Annotated in this window: 20 protein-coding genes; 8 read left to right on the plus strand and 12 right to left on the minus strand. The window is 72.0% G+C overall.

Going from position 1 to position 21,360, the window contains the following annotated elements; translation table 11 throughout:
* Positions 1-234 precede the first annotated feature (234 nt).
* From ABZ896_RS17620 to ABZ896_RS17655, 8 genes are all read right to left on the minus strand, one after another.
* The gene (locus ABZ896_RS17620) at positions 235-1,206 is read right to left on the minus strand and encodes a BadF/BadG/BcrA/BcrD ATPase family protein (protein ID WP_360929037.1); all 972 of its coding nucleotides are present in this window, start codon (positions 1,204-1,206) and stop codon (positions 235-237) included.
* Positions 1,197-2,462: a 6-phospho-beta-glucosidase gene (locus ABZ896_RS17625; RefSeq protein WP_360929040.1), complete on the minus strand. Its 1,266-nt coding sequence runs from the start codon at positions 2,460-2,462 to the stop codon at positions 1,197-1,199. Before ABZ896_RS17625 ends, ABZ896_RS17620 begins: the two co-directional genes overlap by 10 nt.
* A 7-nt stretch (positions 2,463-2,469) precedes the next feature.
* Complete coding sequence (locus tag ABZ896_RS17630) at positions 2,470-3,363, minus strand: carbohydrate ABC transporter permease (protein WP_360929043.1); 894 nt, start codon at positions 3,361-3,363, stop codon at positions 2,470-2,472.
* A 2-nt stretch (positions 3,364-3,365) separates the two neighbouring features.
* Entirely contained in the window at positions 3,366-4,307 is a 942-nt protein-coding gene (locus ABZ896_RS17635; protein WP_360929046.1) for a sugar ABC transporter permease, read from the minus strand.
* Positions 4,307-5,650 (minus strand): ABC transporter substrate-binding protein, encoded by a 1,344-nt coding sequence (locus tag ABZ896_RS17640; RefSeq protein ID WP_360929049.1) that lies wholly within the window; start codon positions 5,648-5,650, stop codon positions 4,307-4,309. The genes ABZ896_RS17635 and ABZ896_RS17640 overlap by 1 nt, the downstream gene beginning before the upstream one ends.
* A 54-nt stretch (positions 5,651-5,704) precedes the next feature.
* Positions 5,705-6,898, minus strand: a complete 1,194-nt coding sequence (locus ABZ896_RS17645) for an ROK family transcriptional regulator (RefSeq protein WP_360929052.1) — start codon at positions 6,896-6,898, stop codon at positions 5,705-5,707.
* A gap of 181 nt (positions 6,899-7,079) precedes the next feature.
* Positions 7,080-7,694 (minus strand): Uma2 family endonuclease, encoded by a 615-nt coding sequence (locus ABZ896_RS17650; protein ID WP_360929055.1) that lies wholly within the window; start codon positions 7,692-7,694, stop codon positions 7,080-7,082.
* A 103-nt stretch (positions 7,695-7,797) separates the two neighbouring features.
* Positions 7,798-8,904: a mechanosensitive ion channel family protein gene (locus tag ABZ896_RS17655; RefSeq protein WP_360929058.1), complete on the minus strand. Its 1,107-nt coding sequence runs from the start codon at positions 8,902-8,904 to the stop codon at positions 7,798-7,800.
* A gap of 282 nt (positions 8,905-9,186) precedes the next feature.
* On the opposite strand from ABZ896_RS17655, the gene ABZ896_RS17660 reads away from it, so the two are divergent.
* The 4 genes from ABZ896_RS17660 (at position 9,187) to ABZ896_RS17675 (ending at position 12,572) form a co-directional block, all read left to right on the plus strand.
* The gene (locus tag ABZ896_RS17660) at positions 9,187-9,723 is read left to right on the plus strand and encodes an HNH endonuclease (protein ID WP_266514508.1); all 537 of its coding nucleotides are present in this window, start codon (positions 9,187-9,189) and stop codon (positions 9,721-9,723) included.
* Positions 9,724-9,923: 200 nt separating this feature from the next.
* Positions 9,924-10,136, plus strand: coding sequence for a hypothetical protein (locus ABZ896_RS17665; RefSeq protein WP_360929061.1), 213 nt, complete (start codon positions 9,924-9,926; stop codon positions 10,134-10,136).
* Positions 10,137-12,182: a 4-alpha-glucanotransferase gene (gene malQ, locus ABZ896_RS17670; RefSeq protein ID WP_360929064.1), complete on the plus strand. Its 2,046-nt coding sequence runs from the start codon at positions 10,137-10,139 to the stop codon at positions 12,180-12,182.
* A gap of 108 nt (positions 12,183-12,290) precedes the next feature.
* Positions 12,291-12,572 (plus strand): hypothetical protein, encoded by a 282-nt coding sequence (locus ABZ896_RS17675; RefSeq protein WP_360929067.1) that lies wholly within the window; start codon positions 12,291-12,293, stop codon positions 12,570-12,572.
* Positions 12,573-12,710: 138 nt separating this feature from the next.
* On the opposite strand, the gene ABZ896_RS17680 is transcribed toward ABZ896_RS17675, so the two are convergent.
* Entirely contained in the window at positions 12,711-13,292 is a 582-nt protein-coding gene (locus ABZ896_RS17680) for a TetR family transcriptional regulator (RefSeq protein ID WP_360929070.1), read from the minus strand.
* A 143-nt stretch (positions 13,293-13,435) separates the two neighbouring features.
* Between ABZ896_RS17680 and ABZ896_RS17685 the strand changes: the two genes are divergently transcribed.
* Positions 13,436-14,869 (plus strand): FAD-dependent monooxygenase, encoded by a 1,434-nt coding sequence (locus ABZ896_RS17685; protein ID WP_360929073.1) that lies wholly within the window; start codon positions 13,436-13,438, stop codon positions 14,867-14,869.
* Between the two features lie 16 nt (positions 14,870-14,885).
* Here ABZ896_RS17685 and ABZ896_RS17690 read toward each other — a convergent pair whose 3' ends face one another.
* Positions 14,886-15,395 (minus strand): MarR family transcriptional regulator, encoded by a 510-nt coding sequence (locus tag ABZ896_RS17690; protein WP_360929076.1) that lies wholly within the window; start codon positions 15,393-15,395, stop codon positions 14,886-14,888.
* 79 nt (positions 15,396-15,474) lie between these two features.
* Between ABZ896_RS17690 and ABZ896_RS17695 the strand changes: the two genes are divergently transcribed.
* The 3 genes from ABZ896_RS17695 to ABZ896_RS17705 all read left to right on the plus strand — a co-directional run bounded on the left by ABZ896_RS17695 (position 15,475) and on the right by ABZ896_RS17705 (position 18,658).
* Positions 15,475-16,443, plus strand: a complete 969-nt coding sequence (locus ABZ896_RS17695; RefSeq protein WP_360929078.1) for an EamA family transporter — start codon at positions 15,475-15,477, stop codon at positions 16,441-16,443.
* 42 nt (positions 16,444-16,485) lie between these two features.
* Positions 16,486-17,823, plus strand: coding sequence for a sigma-70 family RNA polymerase sigma factor (locus ABZ896_RS17700; RefSeq protein ID WP_360929081.1), 1,338 nt, complete (start codon positions 16,486-16,488; stop codon positions 17,821-17,823).
* Between the two features lie 76 nt (positions 17,824-17,899).
* Positions 17,900-18,658: an SDR family oxidoreductase gene (locus ABZ896_RS17705; RefSeq protein ID WP_360929084.1), complete on the plus strand. Its 759-nt coding sequence runs from the start codon at positions 17,900-17,902 to the stop codon at positions 18,656-18,658.
* Here the strand turns inward: ABZ896_RS17705 and ABZ896_RS17710 are convergent.
* Both ABZ896_RS17710 and ABZ896_RS17715 read right to left on the minus strand, forming a co-directional pair.
* Positions 18,627-19,817, minus strand: a complete 1,191-nt coding sequence (locus ABZ896_RS17710; protein WP_360929086.1) for a hypothetical protein — start codon at positions 19,815-19,817, stop codon at positions 18,627-18,629. The two genes, ABZ896_RS17705 and ABZ896_RS17710, sit on opposite strands and share 32 nt — an antisense overlap.
* Positions 19,814-21,268, minus strand: a complete 1,455-nt coding sequence (locus ABZ896_RS17715) for a ThiF family adenylyltransferase (protein ID WP_360929089.1) — start codon at positions 21,266-21,268, stop codon at positions 19,814-19,816. Before ABZ896_RS17715 ends, ABZ896_RS17710 begins: the two co-directional genes overlap by 4 nt.
* Between the last annotated feature and the right edge of the window lie 92 nt (positions 21,269-21,360).

The raw sequence follows: 21,360 nt of genomic DNA on the forward strand, positions 1-21,360 counted from the left end.
CGTGGGCACGCCGGAACCCGGCGGAGCCGCGCTGCTTTTCGGCGTCTGTGTCACTGTTGACCTCCCCCATGGCCAATCCGTCGCCGCAAGTATCGCTGCCGCCACCGACATTCGCACCGGGCTTCACTGGATCTTGATGCGATCGCAGTGAACCCCCGCGATGGCCGACTGTGTTCTGCACCACCCCTTGCCCATGAATACGCCGTGGGAATCGGTTCGGTTCCGTGGGGGGAACTACCGCTCGAAGTACGTCCGTGCCGTTGTCTGCACCTCCTGGTCCGCCCCCGCGCGATCCAGCCCCAGCAGCACCGCGCCCAGCACCGGACTCGCCGCCACCACCCGGGGTACGGCCTTGGGGGCGCGGTCCGCCAGCAACTCCCGCACCCCGTCCTCCAGCTGGGGATGCCGGGCCGCGAGGACGCTGCCGCCGAGCAGGACGGGGGTCTCCTCGTCGAGGAGGTCCAGGCGGGTCAGGGCCACCGTCGCCATCGACACCACCTCGTCGGCCAGGCGGTCGACGATCGCGCGGGCCACCGGGTCACCGGAGGCCGCCGTGGCGAACAGGACCGGGGTCAGCTCGTGGCGGCGGATGTGCTCGATGTGCTCCAGGTGCAGGGCCTCGATCAGGTCGAGCATGGTGGCCCGGCCGAAGTGGGCGGGCAGGGTGCGGGCCAGCGCGGTGGGAGCGCCCCGTCCGTCCTCCGCGCGGGCCGCGTGCCACAGCGCCTCCTCCGCGAGACCCCAACCGCCGCCCCAGTCCCCGGAGATGCGGCCGAGCGCCGGGAAGCGGGCGGTACGGCCGTCGGGGCGCATGCCGACGCAGTTGATGCCCGCCCCGCACACCACGGCCACCCCGCGCGGTTCGGTGACGCCCGCCCGCAGGATGGCGAAGGTGTCGTTGCGGACCTCGACCTCCGCGCCCCACGCGCGCGCGTGCAGGGCGGCCGCCAACTGCTCCTCCTCGACGGGGAAGTCGGCGTTGGCCAGACAGGCCGAGACGTGGTCCACCGACCCGACCCCGGCCGCGGCGAACGCCCGGCCCACCGCGTCGGCGAGCACGTCCACCGCCGCCTCGACGCCCACCACGGGCGGCCGGAACCCGCCGCCGCGGGCCGTGGCGAGGACGCTTCCGTCGGCCGCCACGACCGCGACGTCGGTCTTGCTGTTGCCCGCGTCGACGGCGAGGACACATGCGGTCATGCCCACGCGAGATGCTCCCGGTTGTGTGCGATCAGTCGGTCGGTGAGGGTCTCGGCGTACGCGTACTGGCCGATCAGGGGGTGGGCGAGCAGCGCCTTGAAGACCCGGTCGCGGCCGCCGCGCAGGGCGGCCGTCAGCGCCAGGTCCTCGTAGGCCGTGACGTTCGCCATCAGGCCCGCGAACAGCGGGTCCACGGCCGGTACCGGCAGCGGGGTCGGGCCCTTCGGGCCCACCGCCGCCTGCACCTCGATCACGGCGTCGTCGGGCAGGAAGGGCAGCGTGCCGCGGTTGTAGGTGTTCACCACCTGGTACGGGCTGCCCCCGCCGCCCAGCAGACTCGCGGCCAGGTCGACCGCGGCCTCCGAGTAGTACGCCCCGCCCCGCTTGGCGAGCAGCTCCGGCTTCTCGTCCAGCGCCGGGTCGGCGTACAGGGCCAGCAACTGCCGTTCCATCCCGGCCACTTCGGCGGCCCGGGACGGCTTGGTGCGCAGTTCCCGTACGACCTCGTCGTGCGCGTAGTAGTAGCGCAGGTAGTAGGACGGGACCACGCCGAGGCGGTCCGGGATCTCGCGGGGCAGGTGCAGGTCGGCGGCGATGGTGTCGCCGTGCTCGGCGAGCAGCTTGGGCAGGACGTTCTCGCCCTCGGGGCCGCCGAGGCGTACGCCGGTCTCCCAGGTGAGGTGGTTGAGGCCGACGTGGTCCAGGTGGACGTCGGACGGCGTGACGCCCAGCAGTCCGGCGAACTTGCGCTGGAAGCCGATCGCCACGTTGCACAGGCCGACCGCCTTGTGGCCGGCGTGCAGCAACGCGCGCGTGACGATGCCGACCGGGTTGGTGAAGTCGATGATCCAGGCGTCCGGGTTGGTGCGGCGGACCCGTTCGGCGATGTCGAGGACGACCGGGACCGTGCGCAGCGCCTTGGCGAGGCCGCCCGCGCCGGTCGTCTCCTGGCCGACGCAGCCGCACTCCAGGGGCCAGGTCTCGTCCTGCTCGCGGGCCGCCTGGCCGCCGACGCGCAGCTGGAGCAGCACGGCGTCGGCGCCGTCCACGCCCGCGTCCAGGTCGGAGGTGGTGACGATCCGGCCGTCGTGCCCCTGCTTGGCGAAGATACGGCGGGCGAGCCCGCCCACCAGCTCCAGGCGGTCCGCGGCCGGATCGACCAGGACCAGTTCCTCGATGGGCAGGGTGTCGCGCAGACGGGCGAAGCCGTCGATGAGCTCGGGGGTGTAGGTCGACCCTCCGCCGACCACGGTGAGTTTCATGTGAGGTCTAACCCTTCACTCCGGTGAGCGTGACGCCCTCGACGAACGCCTTCTGCGCGAAGAAGAACACGAGGATCACGGGGGCCATGACCAGCACGGTGGCCGCCATGGTGAGGTTCCAGTCGGTGTGGTGCATGCCCTTGAAGGACTCCAGGCCGTAACTGAGCGTCCAGGCACCGGGGTTCTCCGAGGCGTAGATCTGCGGGCCGAAGTAGTCGTTCCAGGCGTAGAAGAACTGGAAGAGGGCCACGGCCGCGATGCCGGGCTTCGCCATCGGGACGACGACCTTCAGCAGGGTGCGCAGATCACCGCAGCCGTCGACCTTGGCCGCGTCCACGTACTCGTTGGGGATGGTCGTCAGGAACTGCCGCAGCAGGAAGATGGAGAACGCATCCCCGAAGGCCATCGGGATGATCAGCGGCCACAGGGTGCCCGACAGGTCGAGCTGCTTCGCCCAGAACAGGTACATCGGGATGATGATCACCTGGGGCGGCAGCATCATCATCGAGATGACGAGCATCAGACAGAGGTTGCGGCCCCGGAAGCGGAACTTGGCGAGTGCGTAGGCGACCGGGATCGAGGAGACGACTGTAAGGACTGTTCCCAGTCCCGCGTAGATCAGCGTGTTCTTCCACCAGGTCAGGAAGCCCGGGGTGTCGAAGACCTTCCGGTAGTTGCCCCACTCCCAGGTGTGCGGGATCAGGTCCCGGCTCAGCGCCTGGGAGTCGCTCATCAGCGAGGTCAGGAAGACGAACACGAAGGGCAGCGTGAAGAAGAGCGCGGCCGCGACCCCGAGGGAGTGGACGGCGATCCACTCCAGGAACGACCTGCGCCGGGCCGTGCGTTCGGCGGCCGAGACCGGAGCCTTCACCTGCAGGGGTTTGTCCAGTACTTGGGCCATGGTCAGTCACCTGCCTGGATGAGACCGCCCCGGCGCCGCATCAGGAACGCGGTGAACACCATCGACAGGGCGAAGAGGACGAGGGCGACGACACACGCGGAGCCGTAGTCGAAGCGCTGGAAACCGAGGTTGTAGACGAGCTGGGGAAGGGTCAGCGTCGACTTGTCGGGGTAGCCGGGCTCGAACTGCGTACCGGCGCCCTGGATCACACCCGAGGCGACCTTCCCGGCGATGAGCGGCTGTGTGTAGTACTGCATCGTCTGGATGACCCCGGTGACGACCGCGAACATCACGATCGGCGAAATGTTGGGAAGGGTTACATACCGGAACCGCTGCCACGCGGAGGCGCCGTCCAGCTCGGCGGCCTCGTACTGCTCCTGGGGCACGTCGAGCAGCGCGGCCATGAAGATGACCATCAGGTCACCGATGCCCCACAGGGCGAGCAGGGTCAGGGCGGGCTTGGACCAGGCGGGGTCGTTGAACCAGCCCGGCGCCGGGATGCCGATCTTCGCCAGCACCGAGTTCACCGGCCCCGTACCGGGGTTGAGGAGGAACGCGAAGGCCATGGTGGCCGCGACGGGCGGGGCCAGATAGGGCAGGTAGAAGAGCGTCCGGAAGACACCCGTCCCCGTCTTGATCTTCGTGATGAGCAGACCGATGCCGAGTCCGAAGAGCACGCGAAGGGTCACCATCACGACGACCAGCCACAGGGTGTTGCGCAGGGCGGGCCAGAAGAAGGGGTAGTGCTCGAAGACGTAGGTCCAGTTCTTCGTCCCGCTCCACGTCGGCGGCTTGAAGCCGTCGTAGTGCATGAACGAGAAGTAGACCGTCGAGATCAGCGGGTACGCGAAGAAGACCGCGAAGCCGATCAGCCAGGGGGACATGAAGGCGGCCGTGCGCAGCGCCTGTTTCCGCTGCTTGGCGGCGAGGGTGATCGTGGCCATTACTTCGCCTGCGCGATGTCCGTGTCGATCTGCTTGGCCGCGCCGGCGAGGCCCTTCTTCAGGTCGGTGACCTTGCCGCTCTCGTAGGCGTAGCCGAGGTCCTGGATGGTCGTCAGGTACACACCGCCGTTGATCGAGGACGGGGCGGTCGTGGAGTTCGGGTTCGCGGCGATGTCGAGGAAGGTCTTGAAGCGCGGGTCGTACTTGAGCTTCGGCGACTTCAGGGCCGCGAGCGTCGAGGGCACGTTGTGGATGGCGTTGGAGAAGCCGACCACCGCGTCCGTGTCGGTGGTGATGTACTTCAGGAACTCCCAGGCCGCGTTCTGCTTGGTGCTGTTGGCGGCGATGCCGGCGATGGTGCCGGTGATGTAGCCCTTGCCGTACTGGTCCACCTGGTCGTCCGGGACGGGCAGCGGGGCGACACCGATCTCGAAGCCGGGCTTGGCGTCCACGGCCATGCCGAGCCGCCACTCACCGTCGAGCTGCATGGCCACCTGGCCGGTCTGGAAGGGGTGCTTCGGGCCCCACTCGTCGCCGAGTCCCGCGCGGTACTTCTCCAGCTTCTGGTAGCCGCCGAGGTCGTCGACGAGCTTCTTCTGGAGGGTGAAGGCGGCGGCGACGGCCGGGTCGGTGGCGATCGTGGACTTGCCCGCCTTGTCGAAGTAGGTGGGCGAGAACTGGCCCATGTAGTGCTCGGTCGTGGTCTCCCAGCCGTGGTAGTTCGGCATGAACCCGAGCTGCTTGTACGAGTCGCCCTGGGCGATCGTCAGCTTCTTGGCGTCGGTCTCGAACTCGGACCAGGTCTTGGGCGGGTTGGTGATCCCGGCCTTCTGGAACGCGGTCTTGTTGTAGTAGAGCCCGTACGCGTCGCCCAGCAGCGGCGCGGCGCAGCGGTCGCCGTCGAACTGGGTGTACTGGTTCATCGCGGCCGGGAAGGTCGTGTCCGGGTCGATCCCCGCCTTCTTGAAGAACGGGTTGAGGTCGACCAGCGCGCCCGAGGAGCAGAACTTGCCCACGTTGTTCGTGGTGAACGACGAGATGACGTCCGGGGCCTTGTCGCCGCCGGTGCGCAGCGCCTGGTTGATCTTGTCGTCGGTCATGTTGCCGACGACGTTGACGTGGATGTTGGGGTGCGCCTTCTCGAACCCGGCGACCAGCGCCTTCACCCCGGCGACCTCGGAGTCGGCGCTCCAGGCGTGCCAGAAGTTGATGGTCGTCTCCTTGGACGCGTCGTCGTCGGCGCCGGAGGAGGCCTGGCCGGTACAGGCGGTGGTGACGAGCACGGCGGACACGGTCAGGGCAAAAGCCGCCTTTCGGGCGGACGAGGGTATGGCTGTGCGCATGACGGGGTCTCCCAGGGACGGGCGGTGAGGTGAGGGTGTGGGGGAGTACGGGGGTCAGCGCGAGGTGTCGAAGACCTCGTCGCGGGTGGTGGCGAGCGCGCTCTCCAGTGCGCCGCGCAGCACGGGGTGTTCACGGACGGCGCCGACGACGAGCCGGGGCCGCGAGGCCGCCAGCTCCTCCAGTTCGTCCTGGACGAGGGCGCGCAGGGTGTCGCCGCCGGCGGTGAGCGAGGCACCGCTGAGGACGACGAGTTCGGGGTCGAGGACGGAGACGAGCGAGGCGAGACCGGTGGCCAGGCGGGTGGCGTAGGTCGTCAGGAGCAGCTGGTTCAGGACGGTGTCCTCGGTGGCGGCGCGCTCCACGAGGGCGGCGGCGACCTCGGCGTACGGGCCCGAGGGGATCCCTCCCATGCCGAGCTCGCGGGCGAGGTCCGGGATGGCCTGTGAGCCGGCCAGCTCCTGGTAGCCGCCACTGTTGGCTTTCGTCACATGCCGGACCAGGGGGGCGCCGGGAACAGGAAGGAAACCTACCTCCCCGGCACCGCCGGTCCAGCCGCGGTGCAGGCGGCCGCCGAGGACGAGCGCGGCGCCGAGGCCGCCCTCGTTCCACAGCAGTACGAAGTCCTCGTGGCCGCGGGCCGCGCCGAGCCGTTGTTCGGCCACCGCGACGAGGTTGACGTCGTTCTCGTACTCGACCGGCATCGGCAGGGTGGCGGCGATCTCGTCGAGCAGGGCGGGGGCGTGCCAGCCGGGGAGGTGGGAGGCGTAGCGCAGCCGGCCCGTGCCGGGGTCGAAGGCGCCGGGGGTGCCGATGACGAGCCGGTGGACGTCGTCGCGGGCGAGCCCCGCGGCCTTGACCGCGCCGTCGAGGGTGTCGGTGACCTGGCGGACGACGGGGGTGCCCGTCCTCCTGCCGGGGGTGGGCAGTTCGTACGACCCGACCGTGCGGCCGGTGATGTCGGCGACGGCGGCGAGGATCCGCTCGGGGGTGACGTCGAGCCCGGCGGCGTACGCGGCGGCCGGGTTGACCTCGTACAGCTGGGCGTTGGGGCCGGGCCTGCCCTCGCTGGTGCCGGTGGCCAGGACGAGTCCCGAGGCTTCGAGACGGGCGAGGAGCTGGGAGGCGGTCGGCTTGGAGAGGCCGGTGAGCTTGCCGATCCGGGTACGGGAGAGGGGGCCGTGCTCCAGTAGGAGGTCGAGCGCGGCACGGTCGTTCATGGCGCGGAGGGTTCGGGGTGTGCCTGCCATGTGTACCCCTCTCCTGGGACGGCTTCCGAGGGTGACTGTACGGAAGGTTGATTGTTAGGAAGGTTTCCTATCGGATGCAGGGAACATAGGTCTGGACCACCAGGGAGTCAAGAGGGGACGAACAAAGAACCCCCTCAGGAAACGGAGTCGTTACCTGACGGGGGTGGGCGGTGCGGCGGCTTCAGTCCTCCAGGAAGGGGGCCGTGTCCAGGGTGGGATAGGGGGCCGGGAGGGGGAGTGGCTCGCCGAGGTCCACCTTGACGTCGGTGTCGTAGTACGCCTCGGTCGGGTCGTCGCCGGGGAGGACCGGGTCCGTGTAGCAGTGGGCCGTCCTGGAGTGGCGGTCGACGAGGACGTAGACGGGGATGCCGGCGGCGGCGTAGGTGCGGAACTTGGGGCCGGTGTCGGTCTCGTGGTTGGTGGAGGTGACTTCACCGACGAGGGCGATCATGTCGATGGGGTACCAGCCCGGGTGGCGCTGGAAGTGGGACTCGTCGGGCGGGGTCGGCTTGCGCCGTAGTGCGTAGAGGTCGGGGATGACGAGGGCCGAGGTGGTGCCGGTTCTGTCGGTGGCGCGGTAGCCGTTGCCCATGCCGACGTGGTCGACTCCGGCCGAGTGGAGCTGGAGGACCAGGTCCAGCGCGGTGTCGCTGTGCCGGAAGTCCGGCGGTTGCAGTGGGATGCGGGCCACCCCGTCGAGGTACTCGGGGCGCACCGGCATGGGTGAGGCCTGTTCGTACCGGGCCAGTAGCTCGACGGGTTCCAGGTGGGTCATGAGGTCCGGCTCGGTGTTCATGCGGGAACTGTGGGGCGCCCTCGGTGTGGGAGGAGGCCCCATCCGCACGCATTCACTCGAACGAGTGTGCTGAACCGTTCCGCTTGTTCCGCTTGTTCCGGGGCTACTTCGCCCCCGCCCGCGGAGTCGCCGCCGGAGTGATCGGGGAGGCCGCCGCCGACTGGGCGGAGTCGGAGTTGGAGAACACCGAGGGGGGTGAGACCGCGGCCGCGATGTCGTCGGAGTCGGCGTCCGCCGCGGCGGCCGCGCCGCCCACGATCGGGATGTCCGCCGCGTCGAAGGCGTGCTTGATGCGCCAGCGCAGCTCCCGTTCGACCGTCATCGACTTGCCCGGCATGGTCTTCGCGGAGACCCGCACGACCATGGAGTCCAGCAGGACGCTGTCGAGGCCGAGGGTCTCGATCGGCCCCCACAGGAGCTCGTTCCAGGGCTCCTCCTTGCTCATCCGCTCCGCGACCTCGCCGATGACCCGCTTCACCTTGTCGAGGTCCTCGGAGGCCCGCACGGTCACGTCCACCCCGGCCGTCGCCCAGCCCTGGGAGAGGTTGCCGATCCGCTTCACCTCGCCGTTGCGGACGTACCAGATCTCGCCCTGGTCGCCCCGCAGCTTGGTCACGCGTAGGCCGACCTCGATCACCTCGCCGGAGGCGACGCCCGCGTCGATCGTGTCGCCTACGCCGTACTGATCCTCAAGGATCATGAAGACGCCGGAGAGGAAATCCGTCACGAGGTTGCGCGCGCCGAAACCGATCGCCACACCCGCGACACCGGCGGAGGCGAGCAGTGGGGCCAGGTTGATCTCGAAGGCGCCGAGAATCATCAGCGCGGCCGTGCCCAGGATGATGAAGCTCGCCACCGAGCGCAGCACCGAGCCGATCGCCTGCGAACGCTGACGGCGCCGCTCGTTGTTGACGAGCAGGCCACCAATGGTGGTGCCGTCGACCGCCTGGGCGGTCCGGTTCATCCGGTCTATCAGCTTGGTGATGGCCCGCCGCACGAACATTCTCAGGATGCCGGCGATCACCAGGATCAGCACGACCCTCAGGCTGATCGCGAGCCAGGTCGACCAGTTCTGCTCGACCCAGCTGGCGGCGTTCGTCGCGCTCTCCTGGGCGTCCTGGAGGGACGGGACCGTCACGGCGGACGGCGACTCCGAGGGAGTCGGCGTCGGCGACGAACCGGCGGCCAGTAGGACGGCGGACAAGGACACGGCAGGTACCTCCAGGTGCTGCGTCTGCCGTCCGGCCGGGCGGTCAAGGTCACGAAAAGGTCACCGGTACGGCAGACCAACCACACTAACGGTGCATCGTGTGGGGATCGTTGCAATGTTCGAGGGAGAGACGGTCCTCACCTGGGGATGAAGAAGGATGTGGTCGAAAACACTCCCAGCCCGTTACCGGGACATGGTGGCGTTTCTTACGGCCATGAGGGGAGACTGACCTCAGATCGTCCCGGCGCGAGCCACGCGCCGCCGACGCCCAAGGAGGCATCCGTGCCGCATGTCCTGGTACTCAACGCGTCGTACGAGCCCCTCGGCGTCGTACCGCTCCGCCGCGCGCTCGTCCTCGTCCTGGAGAACAAAGCGGTCTCCCTGGAGGAATCCGGCGCCTTCATGCACAGCGCGACCGTCACAGTCCCCGCACCCAGCGTGGTCCGGCTCAAGAGGTTCGTAAGGGTTCCTTACCGAGGCCCCGTGCCTCTCACCCGCAGGGCGCTCTTCGCGCGCGACGGGGGCCGGTGCATGTACTGCGGTGGCGTCGCAACCAGCGTCGACCATGTCATTCCGCGCAGCCGCGGGGGCAAGCACGTCTGGGACAACGTGGTGGCGTCGTGCCGGCGCTGCAACCACGTCAAGGCCGACCGACACCTGTTCGAGATCGGCTGGCGGCTGCGCCACAAACCCGCTCCACCCACCGGTCTGGCCTGGCGCATCATCGGCACCGGGCATAGGGACCCGCGCTGGCTGCCGTACTTGCAGCCGTACGGCGCGGAGGCCGCCATGGCCCGGATCGACGGCATCTCAGCCTGACGACGATCCGGGCCTTTGTGTTGCCGCGCATGGGCCCGGACCGCCGTCCTCGTCGGGGCGTGACGGTGAGCGGTGGACGGATGCCATCCGGAACCGGAACATGACGAAGAGCACGTTCTCGCGTCGTGCACGTCTGTCGGCGCGCCCACTGGGTAGGCCTGCGATGACCCCCGCCGTCGTACCCGACCAAGGAGGCCCCCGTGGCCGCACCGGCACACCTTCTGCTCCCGGCCCCCTCCAAACCCGAGGCGCCCGCTGAACACCTGTGCGTCTTCAGCGCCGAGGGCGCCTGCACCGAGGCCCCGCTCACCAGCGAGCCGCCCCTGCCCGACTTCGAACCCCTCACCAGCGAGCCCCCGCTGTCCGAGGCCGCCCCGCTGACCAGCGAGTCCGACGCCCACCTGGAGCCGTAGGTGGGGGCGCTCGGAGCGGAGCTGCGCCGGCTCGCCGAGTCCTACGGCGTCGCCACCTCCTACCGGCCCGCTCCGGACCGTACGGTCGAGGCCTCCGCCACCGCCGTCACCCTCGCCCTCGCCGCCCTCGGCGTCGACGCGGCCGACCCCGCCGCCGCGCTGGCCGCCCGGGAGCGCGACCTGCGCGCCCGCCTGCTGCCGCCCACGGTGGTGTGCTGGAGCGGCAGCCCGCCGGACTTCCTGGAGGGCCTGCCCGCGGGCACCCGACTGCGCATCACCACCGAACAGGGCGAGACCCGCGCCGCGGCCGACCAACTCCCTCCCGGCGTCCACCACTTGACGGCCGCCGCCCCCGACGGCCGTACCGGACAGGCCCACTTGATCGTCGCCCCCGCCCGGCTGCCCGCGCCGCCGGGACGGTCGTACGGCCTCCTCGTCCAGCTCTACTCCCTGCTCTCGCAGCGCTCTTGGGGCATGGGCGACCTCGGCGACCTCGGCGAGCTGACCGCCTGGGCGGGCCGCGCGCTCGGCGCCGGCTTCGTCCAGGTCAACCCCCTGCACGCGGCCGTACCCGGCGCCCCCACCGACCCCTCCCCCTACCGGCCGTCCTCGCGCCGCTTCCCCGACCCGGTGCATCTGCGGATCGAGGACATCCCCGAGTACGCCCAGGTCGGCGACCGCGCGCGGCTGGACGGCCTGGTGGAGCGGGCCGAGCGGCTGCGGGCCGCGGTGCTGGAGAAGGGCGCGCTCATCGACCGGGACGCCGTGTGGGAGCTCAAGCGGGAGGCGCTGGAACTCCTCCGTGAGTTCCCCCTCGGCCCCGGCAGACGCGCCGCCTACGCCGACTACCTGGCCGCCGAGGGGCAGGCCCTGGAGGACCACGCCACCTGGTGCGCGCTCGCGGAGGTGCACGGCTCCGACTGGAGCCGGTGGCCGGCCGGACTGCGCGACCCGCGCTCGCCCGAAACCGCCCGCGCCCGCGCCGATGTGATGGACCGCGTCGACTTCCACTCCTTCCTCGCCTGGCTCACCGAGAGCCAGCTCACGGCCGCCCAGCGCGCGGCCCGCGAGGCCGGGATGCCGGTGGGCGTCGTCCACGACCTCGCCGTCGGCGTGCACCCCGGCGGCGCCGACGCCTGGGCGCAGCAGGACCACTTCGCGGCCGGCATCTCGGTCGGCGCGCCCCCGGACGCCTTCAACGCGCGGGGGCAGGACTGGGGGCTCCCGCCGTGGCGCCCGGACCGGCTCGCGGAGTCGGGCTACGCGCCGTACCGCGGACTCCTGCGCGGCCTCTTCCGGTACGCCGGCGCGCTCCGTATCGACCACGTCATGGGCCTGTTCCGGCTGTGGTGGGTCCCGCAGGGGCACCCGCCCACCGAGGGCACCTACGTCCGCTACGACGCCGAGGCCATGCTCGCCGTCCTGGTGCTGGAGGCCTCGCGCGCCGGGGCCGTCGTCATCGGCGAGGACCTCGGCACCGTAGAGCCGGGGGTGCGGGAGGAACTGCGCGAGCGCGGGGTGCTCGGCACCTCCGTGCTCTGGTTCGAACGGGACTGGGAGGGCGACGGCCGCCCCCTGCCCCCCGAACGCTGGCGCGCCGACTGCCTCGCCACCGCCACCACCCACGACCTGCCGCCCACCGCCGCCCGCCTCACCGGCGAGCACGTCGAACTCCGCGACAGCCTCGGCCTGTTGACCCGCCCCCTCGCCGAGGAACAGGCGGAGGCGGCGGCCGACACGGGGGAGTGGCTGGAGGTGCTGGCCCGGCTCGGCCTCCTGCACGGCACCGGCGGCAGCGCCTCCTCCGAGGAGGCCCAGATCCAGGCCGTCCACCGCTTCCTGCTGCACACGCCCTCGCGGATGGTCGGGGTGTGGCTCCCGGACGCGGTCGGCGACCGGCGCCCGCAGAACCTGCCCGGGACGTGGGACCAGTACCCGAACTGGCGGCTGCCGATCGCGGACGGGGAGGGGCGGCCGGTCACCCTGGAGGAACTGGCGGCGGCGCCTCGGTTGCACGCGCTGATGGAGGTGCTGCGGTCCGGATAGCCGCCGGCGGGCTTGCTACGGCGGCCCGAGGGCTTCCCGCGGCACCCGGGCCCCTCCTTACGGCACCCCGGACGCGCGGCCCCGCGCACCGTTGGATACGTTGGCCTCGTGGACAAGAAGAACGCCCTGCGCGCCGGCGCCCTGGCCGCCGGTACGACGCTGATGATGCTGCTCCTGTCGTCCCCCGCCTCGGCGCTGACCCGTGACGACGGCGACGACCCCGGCACCGGCCTGAGCGTCGTCGAGACGCTGGGCCTTTACGTCGTGGCCCCCCTCGCGCTGTTCGCGGTCATCGCGGGCCTGGTGATCGTCCTGGACAAGTCCAAGGCGGAGCACCGGGTGCTCAGCCCCAAGAGCAAGCCGCAGGCCAAGGCCGGCTCGAAGGCCTGACCTCCGCGGGACTCGCCTCCGCGGGTCCGACCACCGCATTCTCCGGGGCGCCGACCCCGTCCCCGTACGCGCGCGCGACCGCCGTACGGGGACGAGGCCGGCGCCTTCGGTGTGTTCCCGGGCACTTCGGGCCCCGGCTCAGGGGCTCGGCGCCGTCAGATACCGCTGGATCGTCGGTGCCAGCCACGCCACGACCTCCTCGGGGGTCAGCGCCACGGTCGGCGGGAACCGCAGGATGTAGCGGGTGAGTGCGAGCCCCAGCACCTGGGTCGCCACCAGCCCCGCCCGCGCCGGGACCTGCTGGGGATCCGGACACACCTGACGGGCCACCGGCAGCAGCTGCTCCCGGAAGATGCTCTGCATCCGCTGCGCCCCCGCCTCGTTGGTCACACCGACGCGCAGCAGCGCCGTCAGCTCCTCGTTCCGCTCCCACATCGCGAGGAAGTGCGTGACGAGCGCCCGGCCCACGTCGTCCCGGGGCAGGCCGCGCAGGTCGGGGAGGCGTAGATCGACGGCGACGGCCGCCGCGAACAGGCCCTCCTTGTTGCCGTAGTACCGCATGACCATCGAGGGGTCGATGCCCGCGTCCTTGGCGATGGCGCGGATGGTGGCCCGCTCGTACCCGTCGGCGGCGAAGCGTTCGCGGGCGGCGGTGAGGATCGCGGCGCGGGTGGCGTCGGAGCGGCGGTTGCGCGTCTCGCCGCCGGTGCTGTCGTTCATGCCAACGAGCGTAGGCCAACGAGCGTGGGCCAACAAGTGTTTGCCAACATGTGTTGACTCGCTGCCCCGTGCGGCGCTACCTTCGTCAACGAGCGTTGGCAAACAACCGTTGGCAATCAGACGTTGGCAATCTGGAGGCTCCCATGAACAGCCCCGTGATCGTCGTAGGCTCCGGCCCCACCGGCCTCCTCCTGGCCGGCGACCTGGCCACCGCGGGCGTCCCCGTCACTCTCGTGGAGAAGCGCCCGCACGGGATCAGCAACCTCTCCCGCGCCTTCGTCCTGCACGCCCGCACCCTCGAACAGCTCGACGCCCGCGGGCTCGCCGACGGCCTGGAGGCGGCCGGTCAACCCCTCGACAGGCTCCGCCTGTTCGGCCGTCTCACCATCGACCTGACCGGCCTCCCCTCTCGCTTCAACCACCTCCTCGTCCTCCCGCAGTACGAGGTCGAGAAGGCCCTGGAGCGGCGCGCGGTCGAGGCGGGTGTCGACTTCCGCCACGACACCGAGGTGACCGGCCTCGCCCAGGACGCGACCGGCGTGACGGTCGAGGTCCGGGGGCCGGGCGGCGCCGCGGAGTCCCTGCGTGCCGGGTACGTGGTCGGGACGGACGGGATGCGCAGTGCCGTACGGGAGGCCATCGGGCTGCCCTTTCCCGGCCGCTCGGTCATCCGGTCCGTCGTCCTCGCGGACGTGCGCCTCGCCGAGCAGCCCGAGACGCTGCTCACCGTCAACACGGTCGGCGACGCCTTCGCCTTCCTCGCGCCCTTCGGCGACGGCTACCACCGGGTGATCGCCTGGAACCGCGCCCGGAACGTCGCCGACAGCGAGCCCCTGGACCTCGACGAGATCAAGGAGGTCACGCGGCTGGCGCTGGGCCGCGACTTCGGGATGTACGACGCCCGCTGGATGTCCCGCTTCCACAGCGACGAGCGCCAGGCGCCCGCGTACCGGGTCGGCCGGGTCTTCCTCGCGGGCGACGCGGCGCACGTCCACACCCCGGCCGGCGGCCAGGGCATGAACACCGGCCTCCAGGACGCGGCGAACCTCAGCTGGAAGCTGGCCGCCGTCGTCCAGGGCCACGCGGCGCCGGACCTCCTGGACAGCTACCAGTCCGAGCGCCACCCCGTCGGCAGGGCGGTCCTGCGCAGCAGCGGCGGCATCGTCCGCCTCGCCATGGCCAAGCGCCCCTGGGAGCTGGCGCTTCGCGCGGCCCTCACGACCGTCCTGGACCGCGTCCCCGCGGCCCGCCGCAAGGCGGTCGGCCAGATCACCGGCATCGGCTACGCGTACACCGCGCCCCGCGGCTCCCACCGCCTCACCGGCACCCGCGTCCCGGACGTCGCCCTGGCCGGCGGCCGCCTGTACGAGTCCCTGCGCGGCGGCCGCTTCGTCCTCGTCGCCCCGGACGCGTACGACGACCGGGGCGCCCACAAGGACCGCCTGACGGTGGATCGTTGGGCGAGCGACCGCCGTACGACGGTCCTGGTGCGGCCGGACGGATACGTGGCGTGGGCGGCGGACTCGGCGGACGCGCGAGAGATCGAGGCGGCGGTGGCCGCGCACGTGGGCAGGTAGGTCCGTCCAGCGGGCCTCAGTGGCCCGGGCCCCGCGTCCCCGTCAGCAGCTCCCGCAACAGGTCGGCCAGTTGGTCGGCCTGTTCTGGGTTGAGCGGGGCCAGGGCCGCCGTCTGTTCCGCGAGGCCCGCCGTCACGGCCTCGTCGATCAGGGTCAACCCCTTCTCCGTGAGGGTGACTTGGAGGGCGCGGCGGTCGTGGGGGTCGGGGGAGCGGCGCAGGAGGGCGGCTCGTTCGAGTTTGTCGAGGCGGCCCGTCATGCCGCCGGTGGTGAGCATCAGTGTCGAGGAGAGCCGGCGGGGGGAGAGGGTGTACGGCTCGCCCGCGCGGCGCAGGGTCGCCAGGACGTCGAACTCGCCGCGGGAGATGCCGTGGGGGGCGTACGCCTGCTCCATGCGGTCGCCCATCGTGCGCGCGAGGCGGAAGATCCGGCCGAAGATCTCCATCGCCCGGGTGTCGAGGTCGGGCCGCACCACGGCCCACTGCTCGATGATCGCGTCCACGGGGTCCCTGTGCTGTGCGCTCATGCGGCGAGTATCCGCCGCGATTCAGGTCGCCCGCAAGAAAGTGGCTTGATGGTAAGTAGCTTAGCGCTAAGCTACTTATATGAACCGGCCCGCGATCGTCCTGCTCACCGCCCTCGCCCCCGTCTCCTGGGGCACCACCTACGCGGTCACCACGGAGTTCCTCCCGGCCGACCGCCCCCTGTTCACCGGCCTGATGCGCGCCCTGCCCGCCGGGCTGCTGCTCCTCGCGCTCGCCCGGGTGCTGCCGCGCGGCGCCTGGTGGGCGAAGGCCGCGGTGCTCGGCGCGCTGAACATCGGCGCGTTCTTCCCGCTGCTGTTCCTGTCCGCGTACCGGCTGCCGGGCGGCATGGCGGCGGTCGTCGGCTCGGTCGGACCGCTGCTCGTCGTGGGGCTCTCGGCGGGGCTGCTGGGGCAGCGGCCGACCCCGCGGAGCGTGCTCACCGGGCTCGTCGCGGCCTTCGGCGTCAGTCTCGTCGTACTCCAGACGGCCGGGGCCCTCGATCTCCTCGGGGTGCTGGCCGCGCTCGCCGCGACCGCGTCGATGGCCACCGGCACGGTGCTCACCAAGCGGTGGGGCCGCCCGGACGGAGTCGGCCCGCTCGCCCTCACCGCCTGGCAGCTGACCGCGGGCGGCCTGCTCATCGCGCCGCTCGCCCTGCTGGTCGAGGGCACCCCGCCCGCGCTCGACGCCCGGGCCGTCGGCGGCTACCTCTACCTCGCCCTCGCCAACACGGCCGTCGCCTACTGGCTCTGGTTCCGCGGCATCGGCCGCCTCACCGCCACCCAGGTCACCTTCCTCGGCCCGCTCTCCCCGCTCACCGCGGCGCTCGTCGGCTGGGCGGCCCTCGACCAGACGCTGACGCCGGTGCAGGTGGCGGGGATGGCGGTGGCGTTCGGGGCGACGGTGGTGGGGCAGCTCGGGGGAAGCGGGAAGCGTGGGGGCTCCGCGGGGAGGGTGGCCGTGGGCGGAGGGCGAGGCGCTGCTGTGACCGACGGGGCGCTGCGGGCGGTCGGCACAGAACTGCGGGCCGGTAGCGGGGCGTTGTAGCGTCACACCGTTCTCGCGTGACGCGATTCCCCGGAGGTGCTCGTGGGCGGTGAGGTGTGCGCGGTGTGCGGGAAGCCGCTGGCCGCGCGGGAGGGGCGGGTGGGGCGTGGGTCGGTGTACTGCTCCGCCGCGTGCCGCCAGAAGGTGTACCGCGAGCGGCAGGGCGGCTCCGAGGGCCTCGGTGTGCAGGGGCTCATCGACGACATCGGGCGCAGGGCCGGGCGGTTGGTGCCGCAACCGCCGGGGGAGTTGTACTCCGGTGTCACCGAACTGGCCACCGCCGTAGCCCGGTTGCGGCGCGTGGCGCGCACGGCGCAGGACACCGCCCGGGACACGGCAAGTTCCGTAACACCGGCCCCCGTTACGCAAACGCCCGTAACACCGCCCCCCGTCACGGAACTCACCGAGACCGACTTCGCCGCCCTCGCCGAGCACCACCGGCGTGAGATCCAGGCCCACTGCTACCGGATGACCGGCTCCTACGACGAGGCCGAAGACCTCGTGCAGGAGACGCTGTTGCGGGCCTGGCGGGCGCGGGACGGGTTCCAGGGGCGGGCGAGCGCGCGGACCTGGCTGTACCGGATCGCCACCAACACCTGCCTCGATTTCCTACGACGGACCGCGCGCCGCCCGCAGCGCTACGAGCCGCTGCCCGGGATGGACCACGGCGACGAGGGCGCGGCGCCCGACCGGCTGACCTGGCTCCAGCCGTACCCCGACGCCGAGTTCGGGGAGCCGCGCCCGGAGGAGGCGGCGGAGTCGCGGGAGACCCTGGAGCTCGTCTTCCTCGCCGCGATCCAGCACCTCCCGGCCCGTCAGCGTGCCGCGCTGATCCTGCGGGACGTGCTCGGACTGACCGCGGCCGAGACCGCCGAGGCCCTGGAGACGAGCGTGGCCTCCGTCAACAGCGCCCTCCAGCGCGCCCGCCCCGCCCTGCGCGCGCGTCTGCCCAGGGAGCGCGCCGACTGGCGCCCCGCCGAGGTCACCCCCGGTCAACAGGCCGCGCTCGACCAGTACATGGCCGCCGTCGCCCGGCTCGACCTCGACGCGATGGCCGCGCTGCTCGCCGAGGACGTCGTCCTGACCATGCCGCCGAACCCGTTCTGGTTCGTCGGCCGCAGGGCGCTCGTCGACTTCGTCCGGGTCAGCCTCGATCCGGACTCCCCGGCCTTCCTCGGCCACTGGCGCTCACTGCCCGCGCGCGCCAACGGGCAACTGGCGGTGGGGAATTACGTCCGCAGACCCGGCACGAGCGTCTACCGGGCGCAGGTCCTGGACGTGCTGCGTTTCGACGCCGACGACCGGATCGCGGAGATCACCTCCTTCGAGCCGCACCTCTTCCCGGCGTTCGGGCTGCCGCTGCGACTGAGCGACCGATGAACGACCGATGAGCGTCCGGTGAGTCGTACGTCTGCATGGATGTCACTCACGACTCACCGGACCAAGGAGCTCCACCATGCTGCTCAACGACAGGACCGCGATCGTCTACGGCGCCGGCGGCTCGATCGGCGGCGCGGTCGCCCGTGCCTTCGCCGAGGCCGGGGCCCGTGTCCACCTCGTCGGCCGGACCCGCGCGACGCTGGAGGCGGTCGCCGCGGACATCAAGGGCGCCGAGGTCGCCGTCGTGGACGCGCTCGACGAGACGGCCGTGGAGGAGCACCTCGCGGGCGTCGGGGACGTCGACATCTCGTTCAACCTCGTCACCCGCGGGGACGTCCAGGGCGCTCCGCTGCTCGACATGCCGGTCGAGGACTTCCTGCGGCCGGTGGTGAACGGCACCCGGGCCGGCTTCATCACCGCCCGCGCCGCCGCCCGCCGGATGGCCGGGCGCGGCTCCGGAGTGATCCTCACCCTCAACAGCGGTTCCGCGCACGGCAGTCCGATGATGGGCGGGACCGGCCCGGCGGACGCGGCGCTCGACACGCTGGTGCGCAACCTCGCGATCGAGCTGGGGCCGCGGGGTGTGCGGGCGGTGGGGATCTGGGCGGCCGGGGTGCCGGAGACGCTGACCCGGGAGAAGCTCGCCGCGGTCAACCCCGACCTCGACGAGGTCGCCGTCCAGGGCATCGTCGACCACCTCGCCGGGATGCGGCTGACCCGCCGTAACCCCACCCTCGCGGAGATCGCCGCGACGGCCGTCTTCCTCGCCTCCGACCACGCGGGCGGCATCACGGGCACGTTCGTCAACGCGACGGGCGGGATGGTGTCCGCCTGAGGCGGCGGCCCCGCCACCAGGTGCGTACCCACAGGGCGTGCAGGCCGCCGAAGGTGACGACCACGGCGGCCCCGTCCAGGCGCTCCCCGACGGAGTGCCCGGGGCCGAGCCTGGTCAGCGCGCGGGCGAAGAGGGTGACGTCGGCGGGCAGGGTGACGGCGGCGAAGAAGGCGAGGCAGAGCGTGGTGCCGACGACGAGCACCACGCTGTACCCGCGCACGGCCCGCCGTTCGTGCGCGGGCAGTTCGAGGCTCGGGTCGGTTTCGCCGGTACGTCGATGCAGCACCCTGCGGGCCGTGTACCGGGCCTGGTACTTGGTGTACGCCACCCCGTCGCCGAAGAGGTCCCGGCACCGGGTGAGGTCCTGGAGGACGAAGTACAGGTCGGTGCGCATGAAGACCATGAGCTGGAACGGGAGCGGCAGCAGGGCGAGCATCGTCACGGCGGCGAGGATCCGGCGGGGCGTGCCGTCCACGGCGCCGGCGGCGAGCGCGGCCAGGGCGGCGACCGTCAGGTTGGTGGCGATGCCGGCCAGGTAGGCGGTCAACCGGTGGCGGCGCGGGGCGAGTTCGATACCGCTGATGTCCGTCTGCAGGACGAGGAACTGCAGCCGGGTGCCGAGCCGCATCCGGCCCGCGACGCCGGTCGCGCGGGCGGTGAGCAGATGGGCGCACTCGTGCAGGAGCAGCAGGGTCCAGCCGACGGTGGCGCCGAGCGCGATGACCGCGCTGCCGTGCGAACTCCAGAGCAGAGTGCGGTAGTCGAGGGTCACGGGTGGGCGGGCCAGCAGGGTCGCCGTGATCAGGAGCGCGACCAGGACGGGGGCGACGGGGCTGAGCAGCGGGCGGACGTGGTGCGGGCGGATCCGGGCGAACGTCGGTCTGGGCGGGGGCGGTTGGTCGATCTCGCGGCCGTCCACCGCGGCGACGAAGCCGAGTCCGAGCAGGGCCTCGACGAAGTCCGGTACGTCGATGTCGTCGCCGGTCTCCGCACGGAGCCGGTCGCCGATCTCGGTGGGGGTCAGGCCCTGGTCCAGGAGGTCCAGGGCCTGTTTGCCGACCTCGGGCAGGGCGACGAAGCGGCCGGTCGCCATCCGGCCCACGATCCACTCGTCGCCGTCGGGGCGGGAGTCGAGGGGGTGCAGGCGGACGTGGTTCACGGGCGGTCCCCGCAGGCGGGGCAGTCCGGGTGGCGGGGCGTGCGGGTGTGCACCGGGTCGCCGGGGAGCATCAGGTTCACGCCGAAGCGGAAACCCGGCTCCAGGGCGGGGACGCCGGTCAGCAGGGCGAGGGCGGCGTGTGCGAGCAGGGCCCCGGACAGACCGGCGGTGACGGCCGACGCGGGGTTCCACGGCATCCGCGGCGAGGCGACCTCCGGATCCTGCCCGGCCCCGAGCCGTAGATCCCGCCGGGCGATCTCCCCCTCCCGCAGACACTCCCAACAGGCCCCCTGCCCCGGCACATACACCCCGGCGGTCACGAGCGGCCCCCGATAACCGGCGTCCACCCACGGCAACCCGACGTCCAGACACACCCGATTCGCCCACCGCCGGATGTCATCGGGCCGATCGGCGGCGAGAACGAGGAGGTCGTAGGCGGACGTGGGGAGGGGGCCGGAGACGGACGACTGGCCCGGGGCGGCAGGAGAAACGGGCCGAAGCGGCGTACCCGATGCGGGAGAAGGCGCAGGCCCGCGAGGGGGCGGAGGCGTTGGGGCGGGTGCGCCCGAGGCGCCGGAGGCAACTGCTGGGGAGGCCGTTTCCCCGGACCTGCTGGCGGCCGATCTCGCGGACAGGCTGGCGGCCGATCCCCCGGGCCTGCCGGCGGCCGTTTCCCCGGGCCCGCCGGCCGCGCGCTCCGAATCGGTCGGTGCATGCGGACCCGCCGGCCCACCGCCCCCCACGCCGCTCTGACCCCCTCGCACCAGCTCCGCCAGATCCCACGGCCCCCGTACCTCCCTCCGCTCCCCGGTCACCCGGACGTCCGAGTTCAGGGCCCGGAGCGTCTCCACCGCCGGCTCCACCTTCGCGCGGCCGATGTCCCGTTCGCGGTACAGGGGCTGGCGGTTGAGGTTGGAGAGTTCCACCACGTCCGGGTCCACGCAGTGCACGTGGCCGACGCCCGAGGCGACCAGGGACTGGGCCGCGTGGCCGCCCGTGCCGCCGACGCCGATCAGGAGGACGCGGGAGGAGCGGAGGCGGAGCTGGGCGTCCCAGGGGCTCGCCCGGGGCGCGCGGTCCATCCAGCGGAGCAAGGGCACGCTCCGGCTGTACCGGTCCTCCTCCCGCGCCGGAACCGGGACCTCCGCCCCGGCGTCGTCCACGAATCCGGCGGCGAGAAGGTCGGCCATCGCCTGGCGCGCGTCCTCCGCGGGCAGCCGCGGATGCGCCCGCAGGACCTCCGCGACCACCTCCGCCGGCCCCCGCGACCCGTCCATCGCCTCGACGAGCGTCCACACCCAGCCCTGCGGGTCCGCGACCTCGGCCCCGATGCCGTGGATGACGCTGCCGATCCGGACGTTCCCGTCGACCGTGCGGTAGGCGCGGTGCTCCGGTTTGATCCGGGGCCGGCGGAACATCTCGACGGCAGCCCCGGGTACCGCCTCCGTCATCACGGCCCCCTTTCCGTCACGACGACACAGCCTTGACACTCTGACCCCGTCGGCAGAGGCTTGACAAGGGCGGTTCCCGACCGCTCCTGATG

The sequence above is a fragment of the Streptomyces sp. NPDC047072 genome, from assembly GCF_040643855.1.
Lineage (GTDB): Bacteria > Actinomycetota > Actinomycetes > Streptomycetales > Streptomycetaceae > Streptomyces.